Origin of the sequence: Streptomyces smyrnaeus, assembly GCF_017676345.1 — a bacterium.
Lineage (GTDB): Bacteria > Actinomycetota > Actinomycetes > Streptomycetales > Streptomycetaceae > Streptomyces > Streptomyces smyrnaeus.
On the sequence record NZ_JAFFZM010000004.1, the window covers coordinates 119,713 to 144,459 of the forward strand.

The 24,747-nt window shown below is 70.2% G+C and carries 22 protein-coding genes; 16 read left to right on the plus strand and 6 right to left on the minus strand.

The features are described from left to right. The first annotated feature begins 257 nt into the window (after nucleotides 1-257). The 5 genes from hppD to JW613_RS08600 all read left to right on the plus strand — a co-directional run bounded on the left by hppD (nucleotide 258) and on the right by JW613_RS08600 (nucleotide 4,930). Nucleotides 258-1,418, plus strand: coding sequence for a 4-hydroxyphenylpyruvate dioxygenase (gene hppD / locus JW613_RS08580; protein ID WP_209210099.1), 1,161 nt, complete (start codon nucleotides 258-260; stop codon nucleotides 1,416-1,418). A gap of 101 nt (nucleotides 1,419-1,519) precedes the next feature. After that, a complete protein-coding gene (locus JW613_RS08585; protein ID WP_209210100.1) occupies nucleotides 1,520-2,269 on the plus strand; it encodes a demethylmenaquinone methyltransferase in 750 nt (249 codons plus the stop codon). Beyond that, nucleotides 2,266-3,555 carry a geranylgeranyl reductase family protein gene (locus tag JW613_RS08590; protein WP_209210101.1) on the plus strand — a complete coding sequence of 430 codons (1,290 nt, stop codon included), beginning with the start codon at nucleotides 2,266-2,268 and terminating at the stop codon, nucleotides 3,553-3,555. Before JW613_RS08585 ends, JW613_RS08590 begins: the two co-directional genes overlap by 4 nt. A gap of 176 nt (nucleotides 3,556-3,731) precedes the next feature. Then, nucleotides 3,732-4,412 carry a DUF899 family protein gene (locus tag JW613_RS08595; RefSeq protein WP_209210102.1) on the plus strand — a complete coding sequence of 227 codons (681 nt, stop codon included), beginning with the start codon at nucleotides 3,732-3,734 and terminating at the stop codon, nucleotides 4,410-4,412. An 83-nt stretch (nucleotides 4,413-4,495) separates the two neighbouring features. Further along, nucleotides 4,496-4,930 (plus strand): VOC family protein, encoded by a 435-nt coding sequence (locus JW613_RS08600; RefSeq protein ID WP_209210103.1) that lies wholly within the window; start codon nucleotides 4,496-4,498, stop codon nucleotides 4,928-4,930. Nucleotides 4,931-4,969: 39 nt separating this feature from the next. On the opposite strand, the gene JW613_RS08605 is transcribed toward JW613_RS08600, so the two are convergent. Next, nucleotides 4,970-5,926: a 2-hydroxyacid dehydrogenase gene (locus tag JW613_RS08605; RefSeq protein ID WP_245225237.1), complete on the minus strand. Its 957-nt coding sequence runs from the start codon at nucleotides 5,924-5,926 to the stop codon at nucleotides 4,970-4,972. Nucleotides 5,927-6,093: 167 nt separating this feature from the next. On the opposite strand from JW613_RS08605, the gene JW613_RS08610 reads away from it, so the two are divergent. Further along, nucleotides 6,094-7,497, plus strand: a complete 1,404-nt coding sequence (locus tag JW613_RS08610; RefSeq protein ID WP_209210104.1) for an MFS transporter — start codon at nucleotides 6,094-6,096, stop codon at nucleotides 7,495-7,497. Nucleotides 7,498-7,537: 40 nt separating this feature from the next. Next, nucleotides 7,538-8,299, plus strand: coding sequence for an IclR family transcriptional regulator (locus tag JW613_RS08615; RefSeq protein WP_307865837.1), 762 nt, complete (start codon nucleotides 7,538-7,540; stop codon nucleotides 8,297-8,299). Between the two features lie 101 nt (nucleotides 8,300-8,400). Here JW613_RS08615 and JW613_RS08620 read toward each other — a convergent pair whose 3' ends face one another. Beyond that, entirely contained in the window at nucleotides 8,401-9,723 is a 1,323-nt protein-coding gene (locus JW613_RS08620; RefSeq protein WP_209210105.1) for an aspartate aminotransferase family protein, read from the minus strand. An 89-nt stretch (nucleotides 9,724-9,812) separates the two neighbouring features. On the opposite strand from JW613_RS08620, the gene JW613_RS08625 reads away from it, so the two are divergent. Further along, nucleotides 9,813-10,793 carry a LysR family transcriptional regulator gene (locus tag JW613_RS08625; RefSeq protein WP_209210106.1) on the plus strand — a complete coding sequence of 327 codons (981 nt, stop codon included), beginning with the start codon at nucleotides 9,813-9,815 and terminating at the stop codon, nucleotides 10,791-10,793. A gap of 102 nt (nucleotides 10,794-10,895) precedes the next feature. Here the strand turns inward: JW613_RS08625 and JW613_RS08630 are convergent, their stop codons facing one another. Next, nucleotides 10,896-12,047 (minus strand): S1 family peptidase, encoded by a 1,152-nt coding sequence (locus JW613_RS08630; RefSeq protein WP_209210107.1) that lies wholly within the window; start codon nucleotides 12,045-12,047, stop codon nucleotides 10,896-10,898. A 254-nt stretch (nucleotides 12,048-12,301) separates the two neighbouring features. Between JW613_RS08630 and JW613_RS08635 the strand changes: the two genes are divergently transcribed. The 4 genes from JW613_RS08635 (at nucleotide 12,302) to JW613_RS08650 (ending at nucleotide 17,544) form a co-directional block, all read left to right on the plus strand. Further along, nucleotides 12,302-13,039 (plus strand): hypothetical protein, encoded by a 738-nt coding sequence (locus JW613_RS08635; protein WP_209210108.1) that lies wholly within the window; start codon nucleotides 12,302-12,304, stop codon nucleotides 13,037-13,039. A 137-nt stretch (nucleotides 13,040-13,176) separates the two neighbouring features. Continuing rightward, complete coding sequence (locus JW613_RS08640) at nucleotides 13,177-14,616, plus strand: aldehyde dehydrogenase family protein (protein ID WP_209210109.1); 1,440 nt, start codon at nucleotides 13,177-13,179, stop codon at nucleotides 14,614-14,616. A 64-nt stretch (nucleotides 14,617-14,680) separates the two neighbouring features. After that, nucleotides 14,681-15,583 carry an aminoglycoside phosphotransferase family protein gene (locus JW613_RS08645; protein ID WP_245225238.1) on the plus strand — a complete coding sequence of 301 codons (903 nt, stop codon included), beginning with the start codon at nucleotides 14,681-14,683 and terminating at the stop codon, nucleotides 15,581-15,583. A 611-nt stretch (nucleotides 15,584-16,194) separates the two neighbouring features. Next, nucleotides 16,195-17,544, plus strand: coding sequence for an alpha/beta fold hydrolase (locus JW613_RS08650; protein ID WP_209210110.1), 1,350 nt, complete (start codon nucleotides 16,195-16,197; stop codon nucleotides 17,542-17,544). Between the two features lie 87 nt (nucleotides 17,545-17,631). Here JW613_RS08650 and JW613_RS08655 read toward each other — a convergent pair whose 3' ends face one another. Continuing rightward, entirely contained in the window at nucleotides 17,632-19,332 is a 1,701-nt protein-coding gene (locus JW613_RS08655) for a SpoIIE family protein phosphatase (protein ID WP_209210111.1), read from the minus strand. A 383-nt stretch (nucleotides 19,333-19,715) separates the two neighbouring features. Between JW613_RS08655 and JW613_RS08660 the strand changes: the two genes are divergently transcribed. Further along, complete coding sequence (locus JW613_RS08660; protein ID WP_245225239.1) at nucleotides 19,716-20,426, plus strand: HNH endonuclease family protein; 711 nt, start codon at nucleotides 19,716-19,718, stop codon at nucleotides 20,424-20,426. Continuing rightward, a complete protein-coding gene (locus JW613_RS08665; RefSeq protein WP_209210112.1) occupies nucleotides 20,423-20,713 on the plus strand; it encodes a hypothetical protein in 291 nt (96 codons plus the stop codon). Before JW613_RS08660 ends, JW613_RS08665 begins: the two co-directional genes overlap by 4 nt. A gap of 206 nt (nucleotides 20,714-20,919) precedes the next feature. Here JW613_RS08665 and JW613_RS08670 read toward each other — a convergent pair whose 3' ends face one another. After that, nucleotides 20,920-21,984 carry an aldo/keto reductase gene (locus tag JW613_RS08670; RefSeq protein ID WP_209210113.1) on the minus strand — a complete coding sequence of 355 codons (1,065 nt, stop codon included), beginning with the start codon at nucleotides 21,982-21,984 and terminating at the stop codon, nucleotides 20,920-20,922. A gap of 117 nt (nucleotides 21,985-22,101) precedes the next feature. On the opposite strand from JW613_RS08670, the gene JW613_RS08675 reads away from it, so the two are divergent. Continuing rightward, nucleotides 22,102-22,935, plus strand: a complete 834-nt coding sequence (locus JW613_RS08675) for a helix-turn-helix transcriptional regulator (protein ID WP_209210114.1) — start codon at nucleotides 22,102-22,104, stop codon at nucleotides 22,933-22,935. A gap of 109 nt (nucleotides 22,936-23,044) precedes the next feature. Here JW613_RS08675 and JW613_RS08680 read toward each other — a convergent pair whose 3' ends face one another. Beyond that, complete coding sequence (locus JW613_RS08680) at nucleotides 23,045-23,737, minus strand: helix-turn-helix domain-containing protein (RefSeq protein ID WP_245225269.1); 693 nt, start codon at nucleotides 23,735-23,737, stop codon at nucleotides 23,045-23,047. Nucleotides 23,738-23,776: 39 nt separating this feature from the next. Between JW613_RS08680 and JW613_RS08685 the strand changes: the two genes are divergently transcribed. Continuing rightward, nucleotides 23,777-24,625: an aldo/keto reductase gene (locus JW613_RS08685; RefSeq protein WP_209210116.1), complete on the plus strand. Its 849-nt coding sequence runs from the start codon at nucleotides 23,777-23,779 to the stop codon at nucleotides 24,623-24,625. The last annotated feature ends 122 nt before the right edge of the window (nucleotides 24,626-24,747 follow it).

Sequence of the window (24,747 nt, forward strand, 5' to 3'; positions counted from 1 at the left end):
AGGCGAACACACAGCGGGGGCCGCATTCCGCGGCCCGGCGAATAGGTGCCGCACGTAGCCGGAGATAAGCGTCCGATGGGCCTGCGGCGTCAAATATTCACTTGGCTGAGTGACCGGACGGGGCTGACACACGCGTGGTGACCTGTGTGCTGCCCGGTGGCACGTAACGTCTCTCGCAGTGTGGCTTGGTTCCGCGCGGCAGCTCCACGCCGTCCGGCACCGCCGTGCCACGTGACGCAGTGCAAAGGACCTCGGTTATGGAACTCCAGGAAACCGTTCCCGCAGGAGAGGTTTCGCAGCCTCGGAAGGAAACTGCCGGGAATCGTCCGTGCGATCTACTGGGTATCGACCACATTCGGCTCTGCGTCGGTAACGCACGGCAGGCGGCGCACTTCTACGTCAACGCCTTCGGCATGGAGGTGACCGCCTACCGGGGGAACGAGACCTCCCGCACCGGGCTCTCGGAGTATCTGCTCACCTCGGGGCGGGTGCGTTTCCTCATCACCGGCGGCGCCTCCCCTGACAGCGGTGCCGCGCGGTGGGCCGCCACCCACGGGGACGGGGTCAGCGACGTCGCCCTCCAGGTGAGCAACCTGGACGAGGGTCTGGCATACGCGGCCGAGGCCGGCGCCACCGTGCTCCAGGAGCCCACGGTGCACACCGACGAGTCCGGCCGGGTCCGGACGGCCGCGATCGCCACGTACGGCGAACTGCGGCACACCCTGGTGGAGCGCGACTCCTACGACGGCCTCTTTCTGCCGGGTTTCGGTCCGCCACCCGTCGTCCCCAAGCCCTCGTGCCCGCCGCTTTTCCACCAGGTGGACCACACGGTCGGCTGTGTGGAACACGGCCTCATGGACAAGTGGGTGGATTTCTACCGGCGCGTGCTGGGCTTCACCACGATGGCCGAATTCGTCGGCGAGGACATCGCCACCGAATACTCGGCGCTGATGAGCAAGGTCGTCGCCGACGGCACGGGCAAGGTCAAACTGCCGCTGAACGAGCCCGCCCCCGGAAAGAAGCGCTCGCAGATCGACGAATACCTCCAGTACCACCGCGGCCCCGGAGTCCAGCACATCGCACTGGAGACACACGACATCCTGGCCGCGACGGATGTCCTGCGGGCAGCGGGAGTGGATTTCCTGACGACTCCGGACGCCTACTACGACGACCCCGAACTGCGGGCCCGTATCGGGGACGTCCGGGTGGATGTCGGCGAGCTGCGGGAGCGCGGCGTACTGGTGGACCGCGACCAGGACGGATACCTGTTGCAGATCTTCACCCGCCCCCTCGTCGACCGGCCGACGTTCTTCATCGAACTGATCGAGCGGCACGGTAGCCAGGGCTTCGGCAAGGGCAACTTCAAGGCCCTCTTCGAAGCGGTGGAGCGGGAGCAGGACCGACGAGGAAACCTCTGACCGCGAGCCGCTGCCATGCCACCGCCACGCCGCTGACCGAACCGTCGACGAACCGCGGGTCCAGCCGCGGGCCGAACCGCTGTCGGACCAAGGAGCTGCCCATGAGCCGTGCGACCCTCGCGAAGCACCCGGACGAGGTCACCCGCATGTTCGACGAAGCGGCCGACCACTACGACCGCACCAACACCCTGCTCTCCGGTGGGCAGGACAGACGCTGGCGGGCCCGCGCCCGCGCGGCGCTCGCACTCCAGCCGGGCGAGACCTGTCTGGACGTCGCCTGCGGCACCGGTGTCTCGACCGAGGAACTCGCCCGGTCCGGCGCCACCGTCATCGGCGTCGACCGGTCGCCCGGCATGGTGGCCCGCGGCGCCGCCCGCTCCCTCGACCTGCGGGTCGGCGACGCCTTGCAGCTCCCCTTCGAGGCGGCCGCATTCGACGCGGTGACCATCATGTTCGGCCTGCGCAACGTCGTCGACCCCGGCGCGGCCCTGCGGGAGATGGCGCGGGTGACCCGCCCCGGCGGACGGCTGGTCGTCTGCGAATTCAGCCACCCCACCTGGGAGCCCTTCCGCACCGTGTATCTGCGCTATCTGATGGGGGGCCTGCCCCGTATCGCCAACCGCGTCTCCAGCAACCCGGATGCCTACACCTACCTTTCCGACACCATCCGCGCCTGGCACGACCAGCCCTCACTCGCGGCACTGCTCCAGGAAGCGGGCTGGCAGCGGGTCGGCTGGCGCAACCTGACCGGCGGCATCGTCGCGCTGCACCGCGCCACGGCCCCGGCCCACGGCCCTGGGCCGCACAGTGCCGACCGGCACGAGGGCCCGCGCATGGAGCCCGCCGTATGACGGGGCCGCGCCCCACCGCCCAGGTGCTCGTCGTCGGTGCGGGACCGGCCGGGTCCACGGCCGCCTACCACCTGGCCCGCCAGGGGATCGAGGTGGCGCTGCTGGAGAAGTCCGGCTTTCCCCGGGAGAAGGTCTGCGGGGACGGTCTGACGCCGCGGGCGGTACGGCACCTCGTACGGATGGGCGTCGACACCTCCGCTCCCGGGTGGAGCCGCAACCGCGGGCTGCGCTTCGTCTCGCGCGGAGTCACCCTGGAGGTGGACTGGCCGGAGGGGCACAGCTTCCCGGGCTACGGCCTCACCCGCACCCGCCACGACTTCGACCAGCTGCTCGCCGAACGGGCGGCTGCCGCCGGTGCCGTACTGCACACCGGGACGAAGGTGACGGCACCGCTGCGGGACGCGGCGGGCCGGATCACCGGGGTCAGCGCGGCCTGCGGCCCCGACGGGGCGGCACGGGACTTCTCGGCCCCCGTGGTGATCGCCGCCGACGGCGTCGCGTCGCGGCTCGGGCTGGCCATGGGCGTCACCCGGCTGGGGAAGCGCCCCGTGGGCACGGCGGTGCGCCGCTACTACCGCAGCCCCGCCAAACACCAGGACCCGTATCTGGAGTCCTGGCTCGATCTGCGCCGAGCCGACGGCCAGATCCTGCCCGGCTACAGCTGGATCTTCCCCCTGGGCGACGGCAGGGTCAACGTGGGCCTCGGAGTCCTCAACGACTCCCGCACCGGCACCACCGACGTCCGTGCGATGCTCGCCCCCTGGCTGGAGCGGACGCCGGGGGAGTGGGGGCTGCACGGTGAGGAGCAGGCGGACGGGCCGCTGCGTGGCGCAGCGTTGCCCATGGGGTTCAACCGGCTCCCTCACTACCACCAGGGACTGCTGCTGATCGGCGACGCGGGCGGCATGGTCAACCCGTGCAACGGCGAGGGGATCGCCTACGCCATGGAAGCCGGCGAACTCGTCGCCGATCTGGTACCCCAAGCCCTGAGCCGTCCCGCGGGTCCCTCCCGGGAGCGGGTGCTGGAGCGGTACCCCCGGGAGATCGCCACCCGGCTGGGCCGCTACTACCGGTTCGGCCGCGTCTTCTCCTCGCTGATGGCGCGCCCACTGTTCACCTCGCTGGTCACCCGGAACGCGGTCAGATCGCCGGTGGTGATGGGCGCCATGGTGCGGCTCTTGTCGAACCTGTCGGACCGTCCCGGGGCGGATGCGGTGGACCACCTGGTCAATACGCTGGTACGGGTCTTCCCCCGGGACAAGGAGCTGACCGGGCGTCCTTCGTGACCGCCCGGCGTCCGAGTCCGCGTCCGCACCCGGGCCGGCCACCGGCCCGGCTGATCCAGCGGGGTGCACTTGGCCAGGCGCCCGCCGTTCTGCTCCGCATACGCATGCCGCAGACATATGCTGCCGGAGCAGGGCAGATGGTGGGCGACCACCCAGCAGTCGGACCGGGAGCAGCGATGCGCCAGACCAACCTCACCGAAGAGTCGGCCGCATACGCCGGCGCCCGTGAGGAGCTGCGGCAAGCCGAGATCGCGCTGATGCGCCATCGCGAACGCGTGGCCGAGCTGCGCCGCCGATTGCCGCTGGGACCCGTCGTCGATGACTACGTGTTCGAGGAAGGTCCTGCCGATCTGCACGCGGGCGACGCCCCGGTGCGGAGCGTGCGCCTGAGCGAACTGTTCACCGGGCCCGGCCGCGACCTGATCGTCTACCACTTCATGTACGGCAAGACGCAGACCGAGCCGTGTCCCATGTGCACGATGTGGCTCGACGGTTTCAACGCGGTGGCGCACCACGTCGCACAGAACGCCGACCTCGCAATCGTCGCGGCGGCCGACCTGCCCGCACTCCGTACCCACGCCCGGAACCGGAAGTGGACCGCACTGCGGCTGCTCGGCGCCGGGTCCAGCACCTTCAAGTACGACCTGGGCAGCGAGGACGCCGAAGGCAACCAGGATTCGACGGTGTCGGTGTTCACCCGCGACGACAACGGATCGGTACGCCACTTCTACTCGGCGCACCCCCGGATGTCCGACGACATCGACCAGCGAGGCATCGACCTGCTCAGCCCCGTATGGCACCTTCTCGACCTCACCCGCCCGGGCCGGGGCGACTGGTACGCCGCACTCGACTACTAGAGCAGGCGGCACCAGGCGGCGAGTCGGCAACTGGCGGGCCCGCGCCGGGAAATGAGCGACAGCGCCCCTGCTATGGTGCGCCGATGTCATCGATCAGGCAGTTTCAAGTCACCTTCGACTGCAAAGAACCTGAGCGCGTCGCTCGTTTCTGGTGCGAGGTGTTGGGGTATGTCGTACCTCCGCCGCCGGAGGGGGTCGCCACTTGGGAAGAGTTCGACCGCTCCCAGCCTCCGGAGGAGCAGGGTTCGTGGTTCGGCTGCAGTGATCCCTCGGGTGTGGGCCCGCGGTTGTACTTCCAGCGCGTACCCGAGGAGAAGGTGGCCAAGAATCGGCTGCATCTCGACGTACGGGTCGGCACCGGACTCGTGGGTCAGGAGCGCCTGGCCGCGCTTGAGGCCGAATGCGCACGACTGGTCGCACTCGGCGCGGTACGTGTGCGACTGCTGCCCGCCGATGAGGAGAACGAGTCGTGCATCGTGATGCAGGACATCGAGGGCAACGAGTTCTGTCTCGACTGAGCGGCCCCGCGATGCCGAGCATCGCGGGGCCGGCTCCCGCTACTCGAACGGATTCCGCAGCGGCGCTCCCGCCGCGAAGCGGTGGACCTGGTCGACGACGAGGCGTTCGGCGCGGGGGCGGAAGGAGGCGGAGCCACCCGCCACATGCGGGGTGATCAGCACGCCCGGGGCCGTGCGCAGCGGGTGGTCGGCCGGCAGGGGTTCGGGGTCGGTGACGTCGAGGGCGGCCCGCAGCCGTCCGTTCCGTACCTCCGCGAGCAGCGCTTCGGTGTCGAGGGTGCGGCCCCGGCCGACGTTGACGACGAGCGCTCCGTCCGGCAGGGCGGCCAGCTCCTCCTTGCCGAGGAGTCCCACCGTGGCGGGCGTCTCCGGTAGGACGAGCACTGCGATGTCGACGTCCGGCAGCAGCCGGACCAGGTCCTCCGCAGGGTGCACACCCTCGGCGGGACGGGCGCGGCGGGCGACCCGTACGACCTCCGCCTCGCACGCCAGCAGCCGGTTTTCGACAGCGGCGCCGATGGAGCCGTAGCCGATCACCGCCACCTTGCAGTCGGCGAGCGAGCGGGTGAAGTGCGGCTCCCAGCGCCCCGCGTGCTGGTCGACGACCCACTGCGGCAGGTCGCGCTGAGCGGCGAGAACGAGGCCGAGCGCGTGCTCGGCGGTGCTGGAGTCGTGCAGACCGCGGCCGTTGTGCAGCGCGACGCCCTCCGGCAGCAGCGGCTGCAGCTTCTCCACACCGGCACTCAGTGACTGTACGGCCCGTAGCCGCGTCAGACGCGGAAGCAGCCGCTCCGCGCCCGGTACGGCATACGGCATCACCCAGAGGCCGACGCGCCCGAGCACCTCGGGCGGCAACTCGTCCTCGGGGGACAGTCCGTCCCAGACGTGGACGCGGACGTTCGGGGGCCAGGGCCCGTGCCTCTCGTCGAGGCCGCTCCACGGCAGAAGGACATCGACGGTGTCGGGGGCGGTGCTCTCGCGGTTGTCGGACATCATCGCTGCGGCCTCTCGTCGGTCGGGTCGTGGGTCGTGGGTCGCGGGCGGTGGGCTCGGACCATGGGCTCGGCCACCTTCGGAACCATTGACCTGTACGCCACACGCTCGTAACGTCCTTCCCGCCCAGTGAAACACTTTCCATCCCACGGAAAAAAGGGGGTCCGGGAATGACAGTGGCGTCACCTCCCCGCACCGACGCCCGGGGCTTCTGGTCCTCGGCCCGTGCCCGGTATCTGATGCCGGTCGCCTTCGTCACCTACTCGCTCGCCTATCTCGACAAGTCGAACTACGCGATCGCGTCGGCGGGCGGTATGGCCGAGGACCTGCAGCTGTCCGCCGGTCTCGACTCGCTCATCGCGGCCTCCTTCTTCCTCGGCTACTTCTTCTTCCAGATCCCCGGCACCATCTACGCCGAGCAGCGCAGCGCCCGCCGCCTCATCGCCTGGTCGACGGTTGCCTGGGGCGTCCTGGCCGTGCTGCAGGGCGTCCTCAGCAGCCCCGGTCAGCTCATCGCCGTACGGTTCATGCTGGGCGTCGTCGAGGGTGCGGTACTGCCCTCGATGGTGATGCTGCTCAGCCGATGGTTCACCAAGGGCGAGCGAGGCCGGGCCAACACACTGCTGATCCTGGGCAACCCGATCACCGTCATGTGGCTGTCGGTCGTCTCCGGCTGGCTGATCGCGGTGACGGACTGGCGGATGATGTTCGTCGCGGAGGGTATCCCGTCCGTCCTGTGGGGCCTGGTCTGCCTGAAGCTGATCAAGGACCGCCCGGACGACGCCCGCTGGCTGCCCGAGGCGGAGCGCCGGGAACTGCGCGCCGAACTCGCCGTCGAACACCGCGCCGCCGCCGGTGCCCCAGTCACCGCAACCGTCACCGCCGCCGCCGAGGTGGGCGCCACCACCGCCGACGCCCCGCCCGCCACCGCCGACGAGTACCGCAAGGTGCTGCGCTCCCGCCCCGTGGTCATCCTGGCCGCGCAGTACTTCTTCTGGTCGTTCGGCATGTACGGCTTCATCTTCTGGCTGCCCGCCATCGTCAAGAAGGGTTCCGGTGAGGGCATCGGGACGACCGGGCTGCTGACGGCGGTGCCGTACGTCTTCGCCGCGCTCGCCATGCTGGTCAACTCCCGCATCTCCGACCGCAGTGGCCGACGCCGCGCCGCCGTGTGGCCATGGCTCGGGCTGGGCGCCCTGGCCCTCTTCGGCTCCTACCTCGCGGGCCCCCACTTCCCGCTCGCCCTGACCCTCCTGGTCGTCGCGGGCCTGTGCATGTACGCCCCGTACGGCCCCTACTTCGCCCTCGTCTCCGAGCTGGCACCGGCGGGTGTCGCGGGCGCTGCGGTGGCCTGCGTCAACTCCTTCGGCGCGCTCGGCTCCTTCGCGGGCACCTACCTCGTCGGCTGGGTGCGCGGCACCTCGCTGGGCGACGGGGGCGCGTTCGGCTTCATGGCGGTGTGCACGCTGATCTCCTCCGCGCTGATGCTGACCATCCGCGAGCCGCGGCCGGACGCCTCGGCCGCCCGGCCCATCGACGGTGCCGGTACGGTGAAGCCCGCGGTGCGGGGATGATGTGCCGCACACGGTGACGAGAGGCGAGGGAGCGGCGAGGGTGAGCGCACCGTCGGGCGACGACATGCTCAGCCGTGGTCTGCGGCTGTTGACCGTACTGGCCGACCACCCCGCCGGTCTCGGGGTCAGCGCCGTCGCCCGTACGGCCGGGCTCCCCGTCAGCAGTGCGCACCGGCTGCTGGGACGGCTGGCGGCCGACCGCTTCGTCGCATACGACGAGGACACCCGCCGCTATGCGCTCGGGGTCCGCGTCCTGGAGCTCTCCCGCGCCTTCCAGCGTTCCCCCGCCGGCTACTCGGCGGCGGCCGACCCGATGCGCCGCCTCGCCGCACGTACCGGCCTCCCGGCGATCGCCGGGATCCTCGACGGCGCCGACGTCCTGCTCGTCCTCACGGTCCAGGGCACCCAGCACCTCCAACTGCGCAGTGCCGAGGGCACCCGCAACCCCTGGCACGCCACCTCCTTGGGCAAGGCGCTCGCCGCGGCCCTCCCCGAGCGGGAGCGCGAACGGTTGCTCGCAGGCGGCCTGCCGGCCGTGACGGACCGGACGCGTACGGAACCGGGAGCGCTGCGGGAGGAGCTGGCCCGGGTCGCAGCGCGCGGCTGGGCGGAGGTCGACGAGGAGAACGAGGTCGGCGTCCGCTCGATCGCGGCCGCCGTCCCCGACCCGGACGGCCACGGGAGCCCCCGGCTGGCGGTGTCACTGGGCGCGACGGTCGTCCTGACCTCGGCGGAGGAGCTGCGCACTCATGTGCCCGCGCTGCTGGACTGCGCGGAGGAGATCGCGGCCGTCATGGGCTGACCGGCCTCCATCGCCGGAGCTGTTCGGCGCCGCCGGAGCCGCTGAAGCCGAGCCGCCCAAGGTGCCTCTGGTGCGGCCGGCGGTCAGCGAGGTCAGCACGATCAGCGACAGGTGTCGCCGATCGCCTGGTCCAGAATCGTCAGGCCCAGCGACAGCTCTTCCTCGGTTGCGGTCAGTGGCGGTGCCATCCGCAGCACCGAGCCCATACCGGGCAGCTGGACGATGTTCATGTGCAGGCCCAGTTCGAGGCAGCGCCGGGTGACCCGCGCACCCAACTCGTTGGAGCTCCGCTTCGTCTCGCGGTCGGCGACGAGTTCGAGGCCGGCCAGCAGGCCCCGGCCGCGGACGTCCCCGACGACCGCGTGACGGTCGGCGAGGGCGCTCAGGCCGTCGTGGAGGAACGTGCCGAGCGTCCGCGCGCGCTCGTCGAGCCTGTCGTCGATCAGCACGTCGAGAACCGTGTTGCCGACCGCGGCCACCAGCGGATCGGCGACGTGGGTGGTGAAGAACAGGTACCCGCGCTCGTGCGCCTCCTGCTCGATCTCGGCGCTGGTGACCACCGCCGCCAGGGGCAGCCCGGCACCGAGGGTCTTGGACAGGGTGAGGATGTCCGGGACGACACCGTCGCGCTCGAACGCGTACCAGGTTCCGGTGCGGCACAGGCCGGTCTGGGCCTCGTCGAGGACCAACAGCATGCCGCGTTCCCGGCATTTTACCCGCAGGGCGGCGAAGTACCCGGCCGGCGGCTCGATGATGCCGCCTGAGCTGAGTATCGGTTCGACCAGACAGGCGGCCAGGCTGCCGGTCGACTGGGCGTCGATCAGGTCGAAGGCGAAGTCCAGCTGACGCCGCCAGTCCAGCGAGCCGTCGGCCGTGGTGAAGTCGGGCCGGTACGCGTTCGGCACCGGGAGGGCGAAGTTTCCGGGAGCGCCCGGGCCGTAGCCCTTGCGCCCCGCGCTGTAGGTGGCGGAGGCGGCGGCCTGCGTCATGCCGTGCCAGGACCGTGCGAAGGAGACGATCTCATGCCTGCCGGTGACGAGTTTCGCCATCCGGATCGCGGCTTCGTTCGACTCGGCGCCGGTCGTCAGCAGCAGCGCCTTCTCCAGCGGCGCGGGCAGGGTGTCGGCCAGCCGCCGGGCGAGGTCGACCACCGGGCGGCTGAGCATGCCGCTGAAGAGGTGGTCGAGGGTGCCGATCTGCCGCTGGACGGTGGTGACGATCCGCGGGTGCGAGTGGCCGAGGATCGCGCTCATCTGCCCGGAGGTGAAGTCCAGGAGCCTCCGGCCCTCGGCGGTGAACACGAAACTCCCGGCGGCGTGCTCGATGATCTCGTCGGTGAACTCGCCGCCGTAGCGGACGAGGTGCTTGTCGGCATCGGCCCAGAAGGTTCCGGCGGACGGTGCGGCGGTGGTCGAAGCAGCCATGCCCCGACGGTAAGGCGCAGCCGAGCGACACGTCCATCAAACAATGCCGGCTGTCCTGTTCGGCAAGTCCGTACAACAATGGCCATGTGATGAACCCCTGGAGGCTGCGGCTGCTCAGCCGGCTGGACACACTGGGCACCGTGCGGGCGGTCGCCCAAGCCGCCGATCTGAGCCCGTCCAGCGTGTCTCAGCAGCTCGCCGTGCTGGAGACCGAGACAGGCACCCAGCTGTTGGAACGGACGGGACGCCGGGTGCGGCTGACCCCGGCCGGTCTGATCCTCGCGCGGCGGGCGCGGGCCATCCTCGACCATATGGAGACCGTCGAGGCGGAACTGCGCGGGTTCGGCGAAGAACCGGCCGGGCTGGTGCGCCTGGGGGCGTTCCAGAGCGCGATCCACACCATGGCCGTGCCGGCGGTGACCCGCCTCGCGCGCGAGCATCCGCACCTCGACGTCGAGCTGCTGCAGCTGGAGCCGCACGAGAGCATGCCCGCGCTGCGGGGCGGCGACGTGGACATCATCATCACGACCACGGACTTCGACGAGTTGCCGTTGGGGCCGGACCTCGATCTCGTACCGCTGGCCACGGACCCGATCCTGCTGGTGGCCCCGCCCGAGCACCCTGCGGCCGGGCGTGGCCCGGCGGATCTCGCTGCCTACGCGGACGAGCCGTGGGCGCTGGACATGCCGCAGTCCTACATGGCGAACCTCGCACTGCGACTGTGCCGCCAAGCGAGGTTCGAGCCGCGTGTGGTGTGCCGGTTCAGCAACTACATGATGACCCTGCAGCACGTCGAGGCCGGGTTGTCGATCGCGCTGCTGCCCGGGTTGGCGGTCGACCGCCGCTATCGCGTCGCCACCAGGGACCTGGCGACTCCTGTGACGCGCACGATCACGGCGGCGATCCGCCGGGGCTCACCGACCCGCGCGGCGGTGCATGTGGTGCTGGACGCGCTGCGCCACAACCAGGACCACGACCACGGCCAGGACCAGGGCGAGGACCACGAGGGCCAGGACCAGGGCCGGGGCCCAAGTCAGGACCAGGGCCTGACGCCGCTCGGTGACGAGTGATCCGGACCTGTCGAGCCGGCCGGGTTCCTCGCTGGTCCGCGGTCCGATGCGGCGGTGTCGTGCGGGGGCGCACCGTCGCATCGGACCGGTGGGGCAGGAAGGTCAGGCGGTGTGCAGGGTCAGGCCGTAACGATTGAGGATCTCGTTGACGGGCTGGTACCAGGTCTCGCCGCCGCTGCTGCAGTTGCCCCAGCCGCCGGAGGTGACGCCCTGGGCCTGGTCGCCGCTGATGAAGGAGCCGCCCGAGTCGCCGCCCTCGGCGCACGCGCTGGTCTTGGTCATCTCATGGACGGCGCCCTGGCTGTAGTTGACGGTCTCGTTCTTGGCGAGCACGGTTCCGCAGTGCCAGTGGGAGGTCGACCCCGAGCGACAGATGGAGGCGCCCACCGGGGCCTCCGCCGAGCCGCGGACGAGTTGGTCGGAGACCGTGCCCCAGCCCAGGACGACAGGGACGGTCCACCAGCCGTTGCCGACGTTGACCCATGCGTAGTCGTTGCCGGGGAACGAGGAGCCTTGGAAGTTGCCGATGTACGAGCGGTCCCAGCCGTTGACCGCCTGGCCGGTCCCGCCGCAGTGGCCGGCCGTGACGAATCCGCCATGTACCGAGAAGCCTATGGAGCAGCGGACGTTACCGGTGTAGTAGGGGTCGCCACCGACCGTACCGGCGGCGAAGGTCTCGGGGGCGTGGTCGGTGGTCCGTACCGTCAGCGGGCCTGCTTTGCGGGCCCGGGCCAGGAAGTCCTTGACATCGTTGTCGGATTGCTTGTCGGCGAGGACTTCGACGACGACCCGGTTGGTCTTCCAGTCGGCGCGCCAACTGGTCACGCCGTCGGGTGCGTCGAGCGCGTCGATGCGCTTCTTGGTGGCGTCGAGCTGCCGCGCGCTGCGGTCGACCAGTTCGACGGTGGCGCCGGTGGCCCGGACGGCTGCGGCCTTCTCGCGGTCGGCCACCGCGACGGTCAACTTCTGACTCTTGGGGGTGAACCAGGAGCCGGCGTACGCCGCCCCGGCCGCTCGTCGCGCCTTCTTCTCGACCGCGGTCGCACGCTTCTCCGCGGCCAGCCGGGCTGCGGCCTGCTGCTTGCTGAGACCGAAGTCCCGCTGCATGGCGGCGAGTATGCCGTCGGAAGCGGGAGCCTTCTCGCCCTGTGGCTCCGCGCCTGCTGCCGAGGCCGGGAGGAATCCGGCCGTCACAAGTGCACCGCTGAGCAGCAGCGCGGACAGGATGGCACGCGGGGTTCTGGTGCGTCTCATGGGATCGGCCTTTCGTTGTTCCAGTGTGGTGGGGGTGGAACAGCAGAGCCTGGGAGCGGTCCCGGGACATGCCGCTGCGCACCTTAACCAGGGATCATGAACAGGTCCATGCCAATCACGGTGTCAACACCCCTGGTGCGCCCCGTTCGTTGCGGACGGCTGTGGAACCGGGAAAAGAGGGCAACCTCCGGGCCCGCACAGCGGTCACCTAGATGCCCGAAGTGGTCGGGCCTGTGAGCGGAAGGACCACCGCCGTGTCCCACGAACCGCGCAAGGCCGTCGTCGCGGCGGTCGCCCTGTCCTTCGCAGCCACGCTGCTCGTCGGATGCTCCTCCTCCGGGGACGACGACGCGGCGAACGGCGCCCGGAAGAAGACCCCCGAGACGTCGGGGGGCGACCACACGCCGGAGAACACCCGGTCCGCGCGGCCCCCGCTCGGCAAGGCGGCGCTGAAGAAGGCGCTGCTGCGCAAAGGTGAGGTCAAGGGCGTCGATGTCGAACCCCTGCCGGGCGACGAGGCCACGGCCCGGCTCGCGCTGGCGGGAGGGGGCGCGAAACCCGCGGCATGTTCGCCGCTGGTCCACATGGCCGCACACACCTCGGTGCCCGCGCCCGAGTCCCGTGGGTCCGTCACGACCAGCCGGGACGACGGACTCGTCACCTCCGTCGGGTTGCTGGGTCACAGGGAGGGGGACGCGGCGAAGATCGTCGCGGATGTCGAAGCGGCGGTGAACAAGTGCACCGGCGGATTCCGGGACGAGTCCGGCAGCTACCAGGACGTCGTCCCGCTCCCGGACCCCACGGAGGGCGACGAGGGGGTGTCCTACTCCATGAAGAGCACCGTGGACGGCCAACGTATGCCTTTGACCTTCACCGTGGTCCGCTCCGGCTCCACACTCGCCATCTTCTTCGGTACCAACCTCATCGAGCCGGACAAGACAGAACCCGCCCCTGAGGTCGTGCGCGCGCAACTGGCCAAACTGCCCGACTGATCTCGCCCGGCAGCCGCCACCGACGGGCGGCGGCTTGTTGCCGTTCCGCCCGGAGTTGTAGTAGACGGGACTCCCGGGGGAACCGAACGGACAGCACAACCGCGCCCGTGATCCGCTTCGACCGGGAAGGCTGGACGATGAACCGTGCACACGTACGCAACCTGATCGACGGCGCATGGAGCGACGGAGCCGCTGTCGGTGAGTCCCGCGCCCCGGCGACCGGCGAGGTCATCGGCACCTTCGCCGACGGGGACGCGGCCTCGGCCCGGGCCGCTGTCGACGCGGCGCGGCGCGCGTTCGCGGACACCGGCAGCGGATGGGCCCGGGACCGGACCTTGCGGGCGCGTGCCCTGCTGGAGATGGCCGACCGGATGGCCGCGCGACGCGACGAGCTGGTGTCGCTGCTGTCCCGGGAACACGGCAAGAAGCGTGCGGACGCCGAGTTGGAGCTCGATGACGCGATCCCCAAGCTCCGCTACAACGCGGCGCTGGCCCTCACCGACGCCGGGCGGGCCGGTGAGATGGCACCGGGAAGCTACTCCATGACGCTGCATCAGCCGATGGGCGTCGCCGGAATCATCGTGCCGTGGAACGCCCCGGTCGTCCTGGCCGTGCGCTCCTTCGCCCCGGCACTGGCAGCGGGCTGCACCGTGGCGATGAAGATGCCGGCCCAGACCGCCCTCACCAACGGCCTGCTCTACGAGATCGTCGCGGCCACCGAGTCCCTGCCTCCCGGAGTCCTCAACGCCTTCACCGAGTCCGGCAACCAGGGGGCACCGCTACTCGTCTCCGATCCGGGCACCGATGTCGTCAGCTACACCGGCTCCACGGTCGTGGGCCGGGCCATCATGGCGGAGGCGGCGCGCAGACTGAAGCCCTGCTCCTTGGAGTTGGGCGGGAAGACACCGATGCTCGTCTTCGACGACGCCGACCTGGAGGCCGCCGTACCGGTCCTGACGGCTGCCGTCACCACCTTCTCGGGCCAGTTCTGCATGGCGGGCAGCCGCATCCTCGCCCACGCGCCCGTCGCCGACGAACTGCGCCGGCGGATGGTGGCCGCCCTGGAGGCCGTGCGCCCCGGGCCCGGCGACCGGCCGGACACCGATATGGGCCCGGTCGTGGACCGCGAGCAGGCGCTGCGCATAGACGCGCTGGTCGCCGAATCGGAGGCGTACGGAAAGATCCTGGTACGCGGTGGCCTGTTGCGGCCCGAGGGGGCCGACGCCCTGCTGCGGCCGTCCCTGGTCGAGATCGAGGATGTGGACGCGCCGCTGGTGCAGCGCGAGGTCTTCGGCCCCGTCGCGACGTTCGAGGTGTTCGACGACGAGGCCGACGCCGTGCGTCGGGCCAACGCCACCGAATACGGCCTCGCCGCCTCCGTGTGGACACGGGATGTCGACCGGCCGCTTCGGGTGGCCCGGCAGCTCGACGCGGGCACGGTATGGACCAACACCTGGGCCGTCATCCGCGATCAGATGGAGGAAGGCGGCTTCAAACAGAGCGGCATGGGACGGCTCAACGGGCCGCGTGCACTGGCGGAGTTCCAGGAGATCAAGCACCTGGTGCACAGCGTGTAGCCACCGCTGCGCCGCCGCGGAAAGGCGTTTGACGCGCATCGGCGCCGGTGTTCGGATGACGTCCATGAGCACAGCGCAGATGCGTGACGGTGCGCATCCCGTCGACGTCGGACTTGTCCGGCGGTTGATCGCCGGACAGTTCCCCCAGTGGGCGGGGCCGGCGGTGGAACGGTGGCCGTCCGGCGGGACGGTCAACGCCATGTACCGGCTGGGCGACGAGATGGTCGTACGGCTGCCGCTGGCACGGAACGGCGCGGGGGACGTGCTGCGGGAGCAGGAGTGGCTGCCGCGACTGGCACCCCATCTGCCCACGGGCGTCCCCGAGCTGCTGGGAGCCGGTGAGCCCGCCCACGGGTATCCATGGCCGTGGTCGGTGTACCGGTGGCTGCCGGGGGAGCACCCCCAGGAGGGCGCACCGGGTGACGCCGCGGGCCTCGCCGAGGACCTGGCCGCATTCGTGGCGGCGATGCGCGGCATCGACCTGCCGGCTGGACCGAAGGCGCACCGAGGCGGCCCGGTCGCCTCGCTCGACGCGGAGACCAGGGCGGCGATCGAGCAGCTGCGCGGCATCCCGGAGGAGGGCGTCGACTGCGACGCCGCGACTGCCGCGTGGGAGGACGCGCTCCGGGCGCCCGGATGGACAGGGCCGCCGGTGTGGCTGCACGCCGACCTGATGCCGGGCAATCTGCTGGTGGACGGCGGCGGCAGGCTGACTGCCGTGATCGACTTCGGGTGCGCGGGGATGGGCGACCCCGCCTGCGACCTGTTCCCGGCGTGGAACGTACTGCCGACCGACGCGAGAGAGGTCTTCCGCGCCGCGCTCGGCGTGGACGATGCCACCTGGCGTCGTGGCCGGGGGCGGACACTGTCGCAGGCGCTGATCGCCCTGCCGTACTACCGCAAGACGAACCCCGCGATGGCGCGCAATGCCCGGCATGTGATCCGGGCGGTGCTGGACGAAGGCTGAGACGTCCCACCGTGTGACAGGTCTCCCGCCCGACGCCACCCGCAGATGGCCATCACGAGCACCCTGTCCCGCTGCGGGCGGCAGCCTCGTCGTCCGACTGCCCGGCAGACGGCGATGTCCCGAGCCGTTGGCCGGACGAAGCCGAACGGGTCACCAGCCGTACGCCGTATTCACCCGTTGAGCCCCGGCGAAGCAATCGGGTAATCATGGCGGTCGGCTGACGTGTCACCGGATGGGCGCTCCCGGCCCTGGTTCATGGTGGTGCTGACTCGCCATGGCTAAGGGAGTGATTCATGAGTCGCACTGTGAAACACCGGAGACGCTCGGGGCGGCGAAGAGGCGTCTCACGCGTGGTGCTGGCCACGTCGGTACTGCTGTCCTTGGGGGGGACTGCATCCGCCCCGGCAGCGTCGGCGCAGGCTGCCTTCCCCCAGCAGAACACATCCGCACAGAGCACGCCGCGCCCTGGCGGCACCGGCAGCGGTACACCACCAGTCATCAGCTGGCACAAATGCGCCGCCGACTGGGATGTGGGAAGCAAGTGGAAGTGCGGCACGCTCGAGACGCCGCTGGACCACAGGGACCCGAGCAAGGGGACTCTGAAACTGGCGGTGGCGAAACTGCCCGCCGGCGACCCCAAGAAGCGTATCGGCTCCCTCATCATGAACCCCGGTGGCCCCGGCGGTTCCGGTATCGAGGACGCGGACAGCGAAGGCTGGCCCACCTACGCCACGAACGAGGTCACCAAGCGGTTCGACCTGGTGACATATGACCCGCGCGGTGTAGGGCACAGCAGTCCCCCGCTGAACTGCAAAAAGCAAACTCCGCGCCCCCGCGTCCTGCAGGAAGCCGACAGCGAGCACGAGAGCCCGCGCACCGAGCAGGAAATGCTCGACCAGCTGAAGGACAAGGACAGCACCGGTGCGGACTGCGTGAAGAACGCCGGCTGGCTCGTTCCGTACATGTCCACCGTCGACAACGTCCACGACCTGGACCGGCTCCGCCGGGCCGTCGGGGACGCGAAGCTCAACTACCTCGGTATTTCGTACGGCACGACCATCGGCGCCGTCTACGCCAACATGTACCCCAAGCGGGTGCGCTCGCTCATCCTGCACGGAGTGGTGGACGCCAGGACGCAGATGAACAACGCCGCCGCCTTCAGCCTGTCGGAGGCGAAGGGCGGTGAGAAGACCGTCAAGGCGATGTTGAAGGCGTGTGACCTGGACGCGAAGCACTGCGCGTTCCACGGGCACGCGGAGAAGAAGTTCCAGCGCCTCGCGCACCACTTGGGCGCCGCACGCTCGTCCGACGCCGCGTCGTTCGACACCTGGAACCGGTTCGTCGACCTCGCGTACGCCTTCAAGGCACCGGGCAGCGCCGGAAAGGCGGCGCAGGGTCTGCAGCGCCTCTACGAGAAGACCTTCCCCCCTGCCAAGGGCACTGCCGCCCCCAAGAACGCGGAACCGGCGAAGACCAACCCGCCGGAGAACAACAACGAGGAGGACGTGCTCGAAACAACTGACTGTCTCGACCTTCCTCCGCTGCCCAAGCAGCACGGGCCCTGGCTGAAGCGCTTCAAGACGGCACGCGCCGAGGCGCCCGTCTTCGGGCCCGCAGAGGTCGTCACGGACATCACCTGCCGCGACTGGCCGGAGAAGTATCGCGCAGCGCTGCCCCGCCACACCGGTCCCTGGGACAGGGCGAAGACGCCCATCCTGGTGATGAACCAGCAGTCGGACTGGTCCACACCCCTCAGGTGGGCCCGGAACATGACCCACGCCCTCGGTCAGCGCGGTCTCGTCGTCATCAACGGCTTCGGACACGGTGTTCCCACCGACTGCAGCCGGCGCTGGACCCAGAACCACCTGCTCCACAGCGCGGTCCCCACCGGCACGGCCCGGTGCGACGACGGCAACACCACACCCTTCAGCCGCAAGGGGGCCGGTGCTCGCCGGCCGTGATCCCCGTCGACTCGGCGAGAGGGGCCCGAGGACTGATCCCCCTCGGGCCCCTCGGACCGCAGGCCGGGGGACTTCCGCTCACCTGTTTCACGGGGTGCGGGCGGGCCTGCGCAGAGCGAGCAGGGCGACGTCGTCGTCGTTGTCGGTGGGCCGGACACGGTCGAGCAGCAGATCACAGAAGGTGTCGAGAGGACGACGAGCCAGAGCGGCGGCGTGCTCGCTCAGTCGATCAAGCCCCTCACCGAGGGAGTGGCCGCGCGACTCGACCAGACCATCGGTGTAGAAGACCAGGGTCGACAACGGTGGCAGGTCCACGGCCGCGTCCTGCCGCGAGGCCGGGAAGCCCGCACCGATCAGCGGATCCACGACGCTGTCCAGGAACCGGGCCCGCCCGTCGTGCGTGACCAGGAGCGGCGGCGGATGTCCGGCATTCGTCCAGCGCACCTGACCCCCCTGCCGGCCCTCGGTATCGCTTTCGACCCGGGCGAAGACCAGCGTGGCCAACGACGCGTCGGTCATGTGCTGCACGGCCTGGTCGAGCCGGTCGACGATGGCGCTGGGCGGCTCCTGGTAGGACCAGGCGTAGGCGCGCAGCATGTTGCGGACCTGCGCCATGGCAGCCGCCGCGTCGGCGTCGTGCCCCAGGACGTCACCGGTCGCCACAGCGAGTCTTCCGTCCTGGAGGAAGAAGGCGTCGTACCAGTCGCCCCCCACCTCGGAAGCCTCCGGCGCGGCCACATACCGGGCCGCCATCTCCAGCCGGGGCTCTCGGGGCAGCTGCGGCAGCAAGTGCCGCTGCATGGTCTCGGTGACCCGCCGCTGCCGCTGGAACAGACGTGCGTTCTCCAGCGCCAGGCCCGCCCGGCGCGCGATGTCCTCCAGCAGGGGCAGGTCGGAGAAGCGCTCGGCCCGCTCGGCCTGACCGAGCGTCAAGGCTCCCAGCACCTCCCGTACCCCCCGGATCGGGGCGATGGCCGCCGAGTGCATCCCGGTGGCCTCGAACAGCTTGCGCTGTGCCACCGCGATCCCCGCATCCGGCGGCCCCTGATACGTCTCGGGCACCGCCAGTGTCGACGCCGCTCCCCGCAGCGCCCGTGAAAGTGGCATCACGGACTCCTGGGGGAGGGGAGGCATCGGCCCCTGCAGGTCCTTGCGGTCGACCAGGCGTTCGCCCTCGTGGTGCACCACAGCGGCACGCCACACCTCGTCACCTTCGGTGAGCAGATCGATGACGGCCCAGTCCGCCAGGCGGGGCACCAGCAGCCGCGTGAGCCGGTGCAGCGCTTCATGGACGTCGAAGGTCGAGGTCAAAGAGGTGGTGGCCTCGGCCAGCAGAGCCAGCCGATCCAGCTCCGGCAGCGTCACTTCCGCGCGACGCTCCTGTTCGGCGGTGCCGCCACCCGGAGCGCCCGGGTAGAAGAGCACCATCGCGCCGTCCGTCTCCGCACTGATCCGGCACGGGGTGATGAACCAGCAGACCGGCAGCAGCGTGCCGTCCCCGCGCTCGTACCAGCCGAGTTGCCCCTGAGCCGGCCGAGAGCTGTGGAAGGCCCGTTGGAGGGGGCAGCTGCTCCGCGGGATCGTGTGCCCGTGCCGGTCGCGATGGAGCCGGTCGTGGGCATCCTGGTCGAGCAGGTACGCCGCCTCGACACCGAGCAGGGCCTCGGCCTCGCGATTCACGTGGACGATGCGTGCCTGCTGATCCAGCAGGAGCATCCCGGAGGAGCACAACTCGGGCAACCCGTGCGGGGATCGCTGACCGCCGTGGCCGTCCTCTCCTGGGACCATGATGTGCGACTCCTCGACCTGATCGTTCCCGCCTCGGCGTGATGATCGCCCCCGCCGCCGACGAAACGTCGACGGCGCGCTGCCACCTTCGCCCATCTCCACCCGACCATGGCCGGGCCCTCGCTGCCTTCCGCCATAAGAAGGCATCAGTGTGCAATCCGCGAGGGGTGGAGCAGGATGTTGTACGGACTCGACAGCGGTGGCGGCCCAGGCGACCGGGCAACGGGGCGATTTCGGGCGTGGGCGGCCGTCGCGGGGTGCGCGAGCCGGCGTCGGTCACGGCTTCGCCGGACGGGGGGAGGCGTGGGGCATGGTCCGACCTGGGTAGGCTGCGCCCGGGCGGACTCTCGAAAACGGACTCTCGAAGGCGATACAGGAGAGCTATGCGGCGCAAGGGGTGGTGGGGACCGAAGGCGCTGGCGCTGGCCGTACTCCTCGCCGCGATGGGCTGCTCGCCCTCGGACACGTCGTCACCGGAGCAGGACAAGCCGTCCGCCGACGAGCCCTCAGCCGACGGGAAGAACCCGGGTGGCGAAGGGCGCTTGCCCGGCCTGCCGACGGCTGCCAAGGCCCGGCAGCAACTGGATGAGCTGGAGGTCGCGGCGCACCGTTCGATGTCCGGCTACAGCCGGGAGCGGTTCCCGCACTGGAGCGCGCAGGGCGACAGCTGCGACACCCGCGAAAAGGTCCTCGCCCGCTCCGGCACCGATGTGGAGCGGGACGAGGAGTGCCGGGCGGTCTCCGGCCGTTGGACCAGCCTCTACGACGGCAAGAAAGTCGGCGACGCTTCCGAGCTGGACATCGACCACATGGTCCCGCTCGCCAATGCCTGGCGCTCCGGGGCCGACAAGTGGCCGCAGAAGAAGCGCGAGGCGTTCGCCAACGACCTGACCCACCCCCAGTTGCTGGCGGTGACCGCGTCCACCAACCGGACCAAGGGCGACCAGGGGCCCGAGGAATGGCAGCCCCCGGTCAAGGCCACCTGGTGCGTCTACGCCCGCGCCTGGACCTCGGTGAAGGCCACCTACCAGCTGACCGTCACACGCGCGGAGAAGAACGAGCTCGACGAGATGCTGGCGACCTGCGGCCGATGACCAGCCGTGACACCGACCGCGCTCCGGGCCGGTACGAGGAGCGCGTCCAGGCAGGGCCGGGCGGGATCATGACCGACGAGGTGGGGGTCATCACGGGCGACGTGACCGTGGTGACCCGGTCGGCGCCCGGCGGACGGGCAGCGATCGAGGTCCAGTACACCGGCGCGGAGGAGTGGTACACCCTCACCGGCAGCCCGGCGCCGCTGCCGCCCGAAGGGCTGGCCGCCCTCCACGCCCAGATCGTCGACCTGCTGCGGCAGGGCGGCGGCGCCCGAGCCCCCCGGTGAGCACCTGCCGGACCGGCCCGGCACCATCTCCCCGGTACGAGCCGGGTGACGATCCCCGGCGGCCCGGGCGCCGGCGGGCTGTCGGCGCCGCAAGAGGCGTGGAACCGGTCCGGCGACCCCCACACCCGGCCCGGTTTCGTTGTCCTTCGGCAGCAACAGCTTCAGCCGGGCACACTCATACGACAGCCCCTTGGCCAGCCCGATAATCAGCGGCGGTCTTCGAGCTTCAGATCGCCTGTGGCCACCTTGCGGATGTGGTCACTGGCGAGCATGTCGTGCGGGAAGCCCAGTACTGTCGCACTGACCTCGTGCAGACGGGCCAGCTGGGCGGCGGTGAAGTCGACCTGTAGGGCGCCCAGATTGTCCTCCAGCTGCGCGAGGGTGCGGGCGCCGATGATGGGCGTCGTCACGCTCGGATTCTGCAGGGTCCAGGCCAGCCCGACCTGGGCGGGTGTGCGGCCCAGTTCCGTGGCGACCTCCTGCACGGCATCAGCAATGGCAAGGTTGCGTTCGGTGAGCGTGCCCAAGGCGAGGTTGAAGCTTCTGCGGGTGCCGTCGTCGGAGGCGACGTGCGGCGCGGTCAGGTCGTCGCGGCTGTACTTGCCGGTGAGTATCCCGCCGGCCAATGGCGAATACGGGACGACGCCCAGCCCCATCTCCTGTGCCATGGGGATCAGATCGCGTTCCCCGGTGCGCTCGATCAGGTTGTATTCGATCTGCAGCGCGACCAGCGGCGACCAGCCGCGCAGGTCGGCGACTGCCTGCATGCGCGACACCTGCCAGGCCGGTGCGTTGCAGATCGCCACGTACAAGACCTTGCCCTGCCGGACCAGATCGTCCATGCCGCGCAGAATCTCCTCGACCGGTGTGGTGAAGTCCCACACGTGCAGATAGAGCAGATCGATGTAGTCCGTATTCAGCTGTCGCAGACTCGCTTCGACCGAAGCGAACAGACTCTTGCGGTGACTGCCCCCGGAGTTCGGGTCGCCGGGCCGGCGCAGCGTCGTGTATTTCGTCGCCAGCACCAGGCTTTCACGCTTGTCGCGGGCGAATTCGCCCAGCAGGCGCTCGGAGGTGCCATTGGTGTAGGTGTTGGCGGTGTCGATGAAGTTGCCGCCTCGTTCGACGTAGACGTCGAACAGCTGGCGCGCCTCGTCCTGCCCGGCTCCCCAGCCCCAATCGGTGCCGAAGGTCGCCGCGCCCAACGCCAGCGGTGAGACCCGCAGCCCGGAGCGGCCCAGCAGCCGGTAGGTGTCCAGAGTGAGCGACATCGTGTCCTCCTGTGCTCGTGATCCGTCGTCGAGAACAAGACTGTGACCGCCGCGAGCCGGGGGTAAGGGAAGGAGGTTCCTGGGAACGCCGGTCCTACCCTGCGTGTTGGGACGAACATGACGACCCACACCGTGGACACGACACAGGAGCTGGCCGCGTTCCTGCGGGCCCGACGCGACCGGCTGAACCCGAGCGATCTGGGTCTGCCGTCGCGCCGGCAGGCTCGGCGGACCCCGGGACTTCGCCGCGAAGAGGTGGCCGAACTGGCCGGGGTCAGCGTCGACTACATCGTGCGGCTGGAGCAGGGACGCGGGCTGCGGCCCTCGGCGGACGTGGTGGAGGCACTGGCCCGAGCGCTGCGCCTGGCCCCCGTCGAACGCACCTATCTCTACGACCTGGCCCAGCAGCGCCCCCGCAACACCGACCGGCCCGCCACCACTGCAGCGCCACCGCTGGTCCGGCTGGTCACCGACCTGTCGCCGCTGCCGGCCATGCTGCTGAACCACCGCTACGACATCCTGGCCTGGAACCGTGAGATGTCGGGGCTGCTGCTGGACTTCGACACTCTGCCCGTGCCGCAGCGCAACGCGGTATGGCTGTGCCTGATGCATCCGGAGATACGCGATTTCTACCTCGACCGGGAACGGGTCGTACGGGAGGGCGTCGCCCATCTGCGCGCCGCCTGGGCCGCGCACCCGGAGGATCAGGCGTTGTCCGACCTCATTTCCGAATTCGCCACCGGTGACGAGGAATTCGCACGGCTGTGGGCCGAGCAGGACATCAAGGTCAACGGCCGCGGGCACAAGGTGATGCGGCATCCTGTCGCCGGTGTGATCTCCGTGGATGTCGAAGTGCTCGTACCGCTCCAAGACCCGGACCAGCGATTGATGATCTTCCGCGCCGCGGACGACCGCAGCCGGTCGGCATTGGAGCGGTTGTCCGCGCAGTGATGCCGAACGGACGTCGAGGAAGCCGCACGGTGACGGAGCGTCCTCGACGCTCCCGGCCCGTGGCCACGAGACGCCTCCGTCGGTGGCCCGTCACGAAAGATCCAGGAGCTCAAGGGGACAGTCCCAGTTCGCCTGCGCGCAGCCCGGCCTGGAAGCGGGAGTCGGCCTCCAGCGTGACCATCAGCTCGGCCACGCGCCGGCGATAGGTGCGGAGCGAGACGCCGAGCCGTTTGGCCGCCGACTCGTCGGTCAGTCCCGAGCCGAGCGCTTCGAGGACTCTGCGGCCTTCCGTGTCCAGGTGGGGGACGTCGCTGCGCAGATAGGTGTCCAGATCGACGGCAGTGTGCCAGATCGCCTGGAACAGCGAATGGACGCTGTCGACCAGGACCCGCGACGTCGACACGGTGTATTCCCGGCCGACAGGGGTCTCCTGGCCGGCCAGGATCACCACGCGCCGGTCGATGAGGATGGTCTCGTGCGGCAGCGGAGAGCCGCTGATCCGCACGAGAGCCCCCATGTTCTGCACGGACCGCAGGTGGGCGCGGGCTTCCTCATCGGCGAGCGCCACCGGGCTGAGCAGCTTGCGAGGGGCGAGGTCCGCGGCAGTGCTGCTGCGCACCCGGCCCTGGACCGCTGCTCTGGCTTCCGGCTGCGACCAGGTCCCCAGGTCCCGGGCGGCGCACAGGAACTCGTTCTGTACAGACGCGAAGAGATGACCGGCGCGCGCGACCAGCTCCTCGTCCCCTCGGACTGAAAACACCTGTTCGTTCCGCACCCGGCAAGTCTGGCAGCAAGCTGCCATCTCCTCGCCCGGCACGGTGCAGGTGGACACCATCGAGTCATGACGAGCAGAACCTTCTCCCTCGGCGGAGACCTGACCCTCAACCGGCTCGGCTTCGGCGCAATGCGCCTGGCGATGAGCACTTTCAACGGTCCGGCACGAGCCCCCGAAAGCGGCATCGCGGTGCTTCGGCGCGCCGTTGAACTGGGCGTGAACCACATCGACACGGCCGGCTTCTACGGCAGGGGAGCGGTGTGGGCCAATGAGCTGATCCGTACGGCACTGACCCCCTACCGTGACGATCTGGTGATCGCCACGAAGGTCGGGCCGCTGCTCGGTCCGGACGGTGTGCCGAGCGGTCAGGCGACGCCTGATCAACTGCGCGCACTGGTCGAGGCGGATCTGCGTGCCCTCGGGCTGGACCGGCTCGACCTGGTCTATTTGCGGGTGGGAGGGGTCACCGGGCCGGGCGGCGAGTCGATCGCCGACCGGTTCGCGGTGCTGGCCGAGCTTCGGGCGGAGGGGCTGATCCGGCACCTGGGAGTCAGCAACGTGGACGCTGCTCAATTCGCCGAGGCGCGGGCGATCGCGCCCGTCACGGCGGTGCAGAACCAGTACACCGGTGCCATGGAGCTCCTCGCGGAGTGCGAGGATGCGGGCATCGCATACGTGCCGTACTTCCCGCTCGGCGGCGGCGATGGCCGTGACTCGCTCGATGCCGAACAACTCGGCGAGGCCGCGGCACGGTTGGGCGCGACCGCCGCGCAGGTGCGGATCGCCTCGCTGCTGGCCATGTCGCCGTCGGTGCTGGCGATACCGGGTACCGGCTCGCTCGACCACCTTGAGGAGAACCTCGCCGCGATCGATCTGGCTCTCGGCGGCGAGGACCCGTCCGACCTGCGCGGCTGATCGGTCGGCCCAGTGCCTGGAAGCACCGCGTCCTCGACGAGCGTCCCGTCGCGGTGAAGACGCACGATGCCCACTCGCCGTCCCGGGTGCCCGGTGCCCGGTGACCCGTGCGCGGTGGCCCA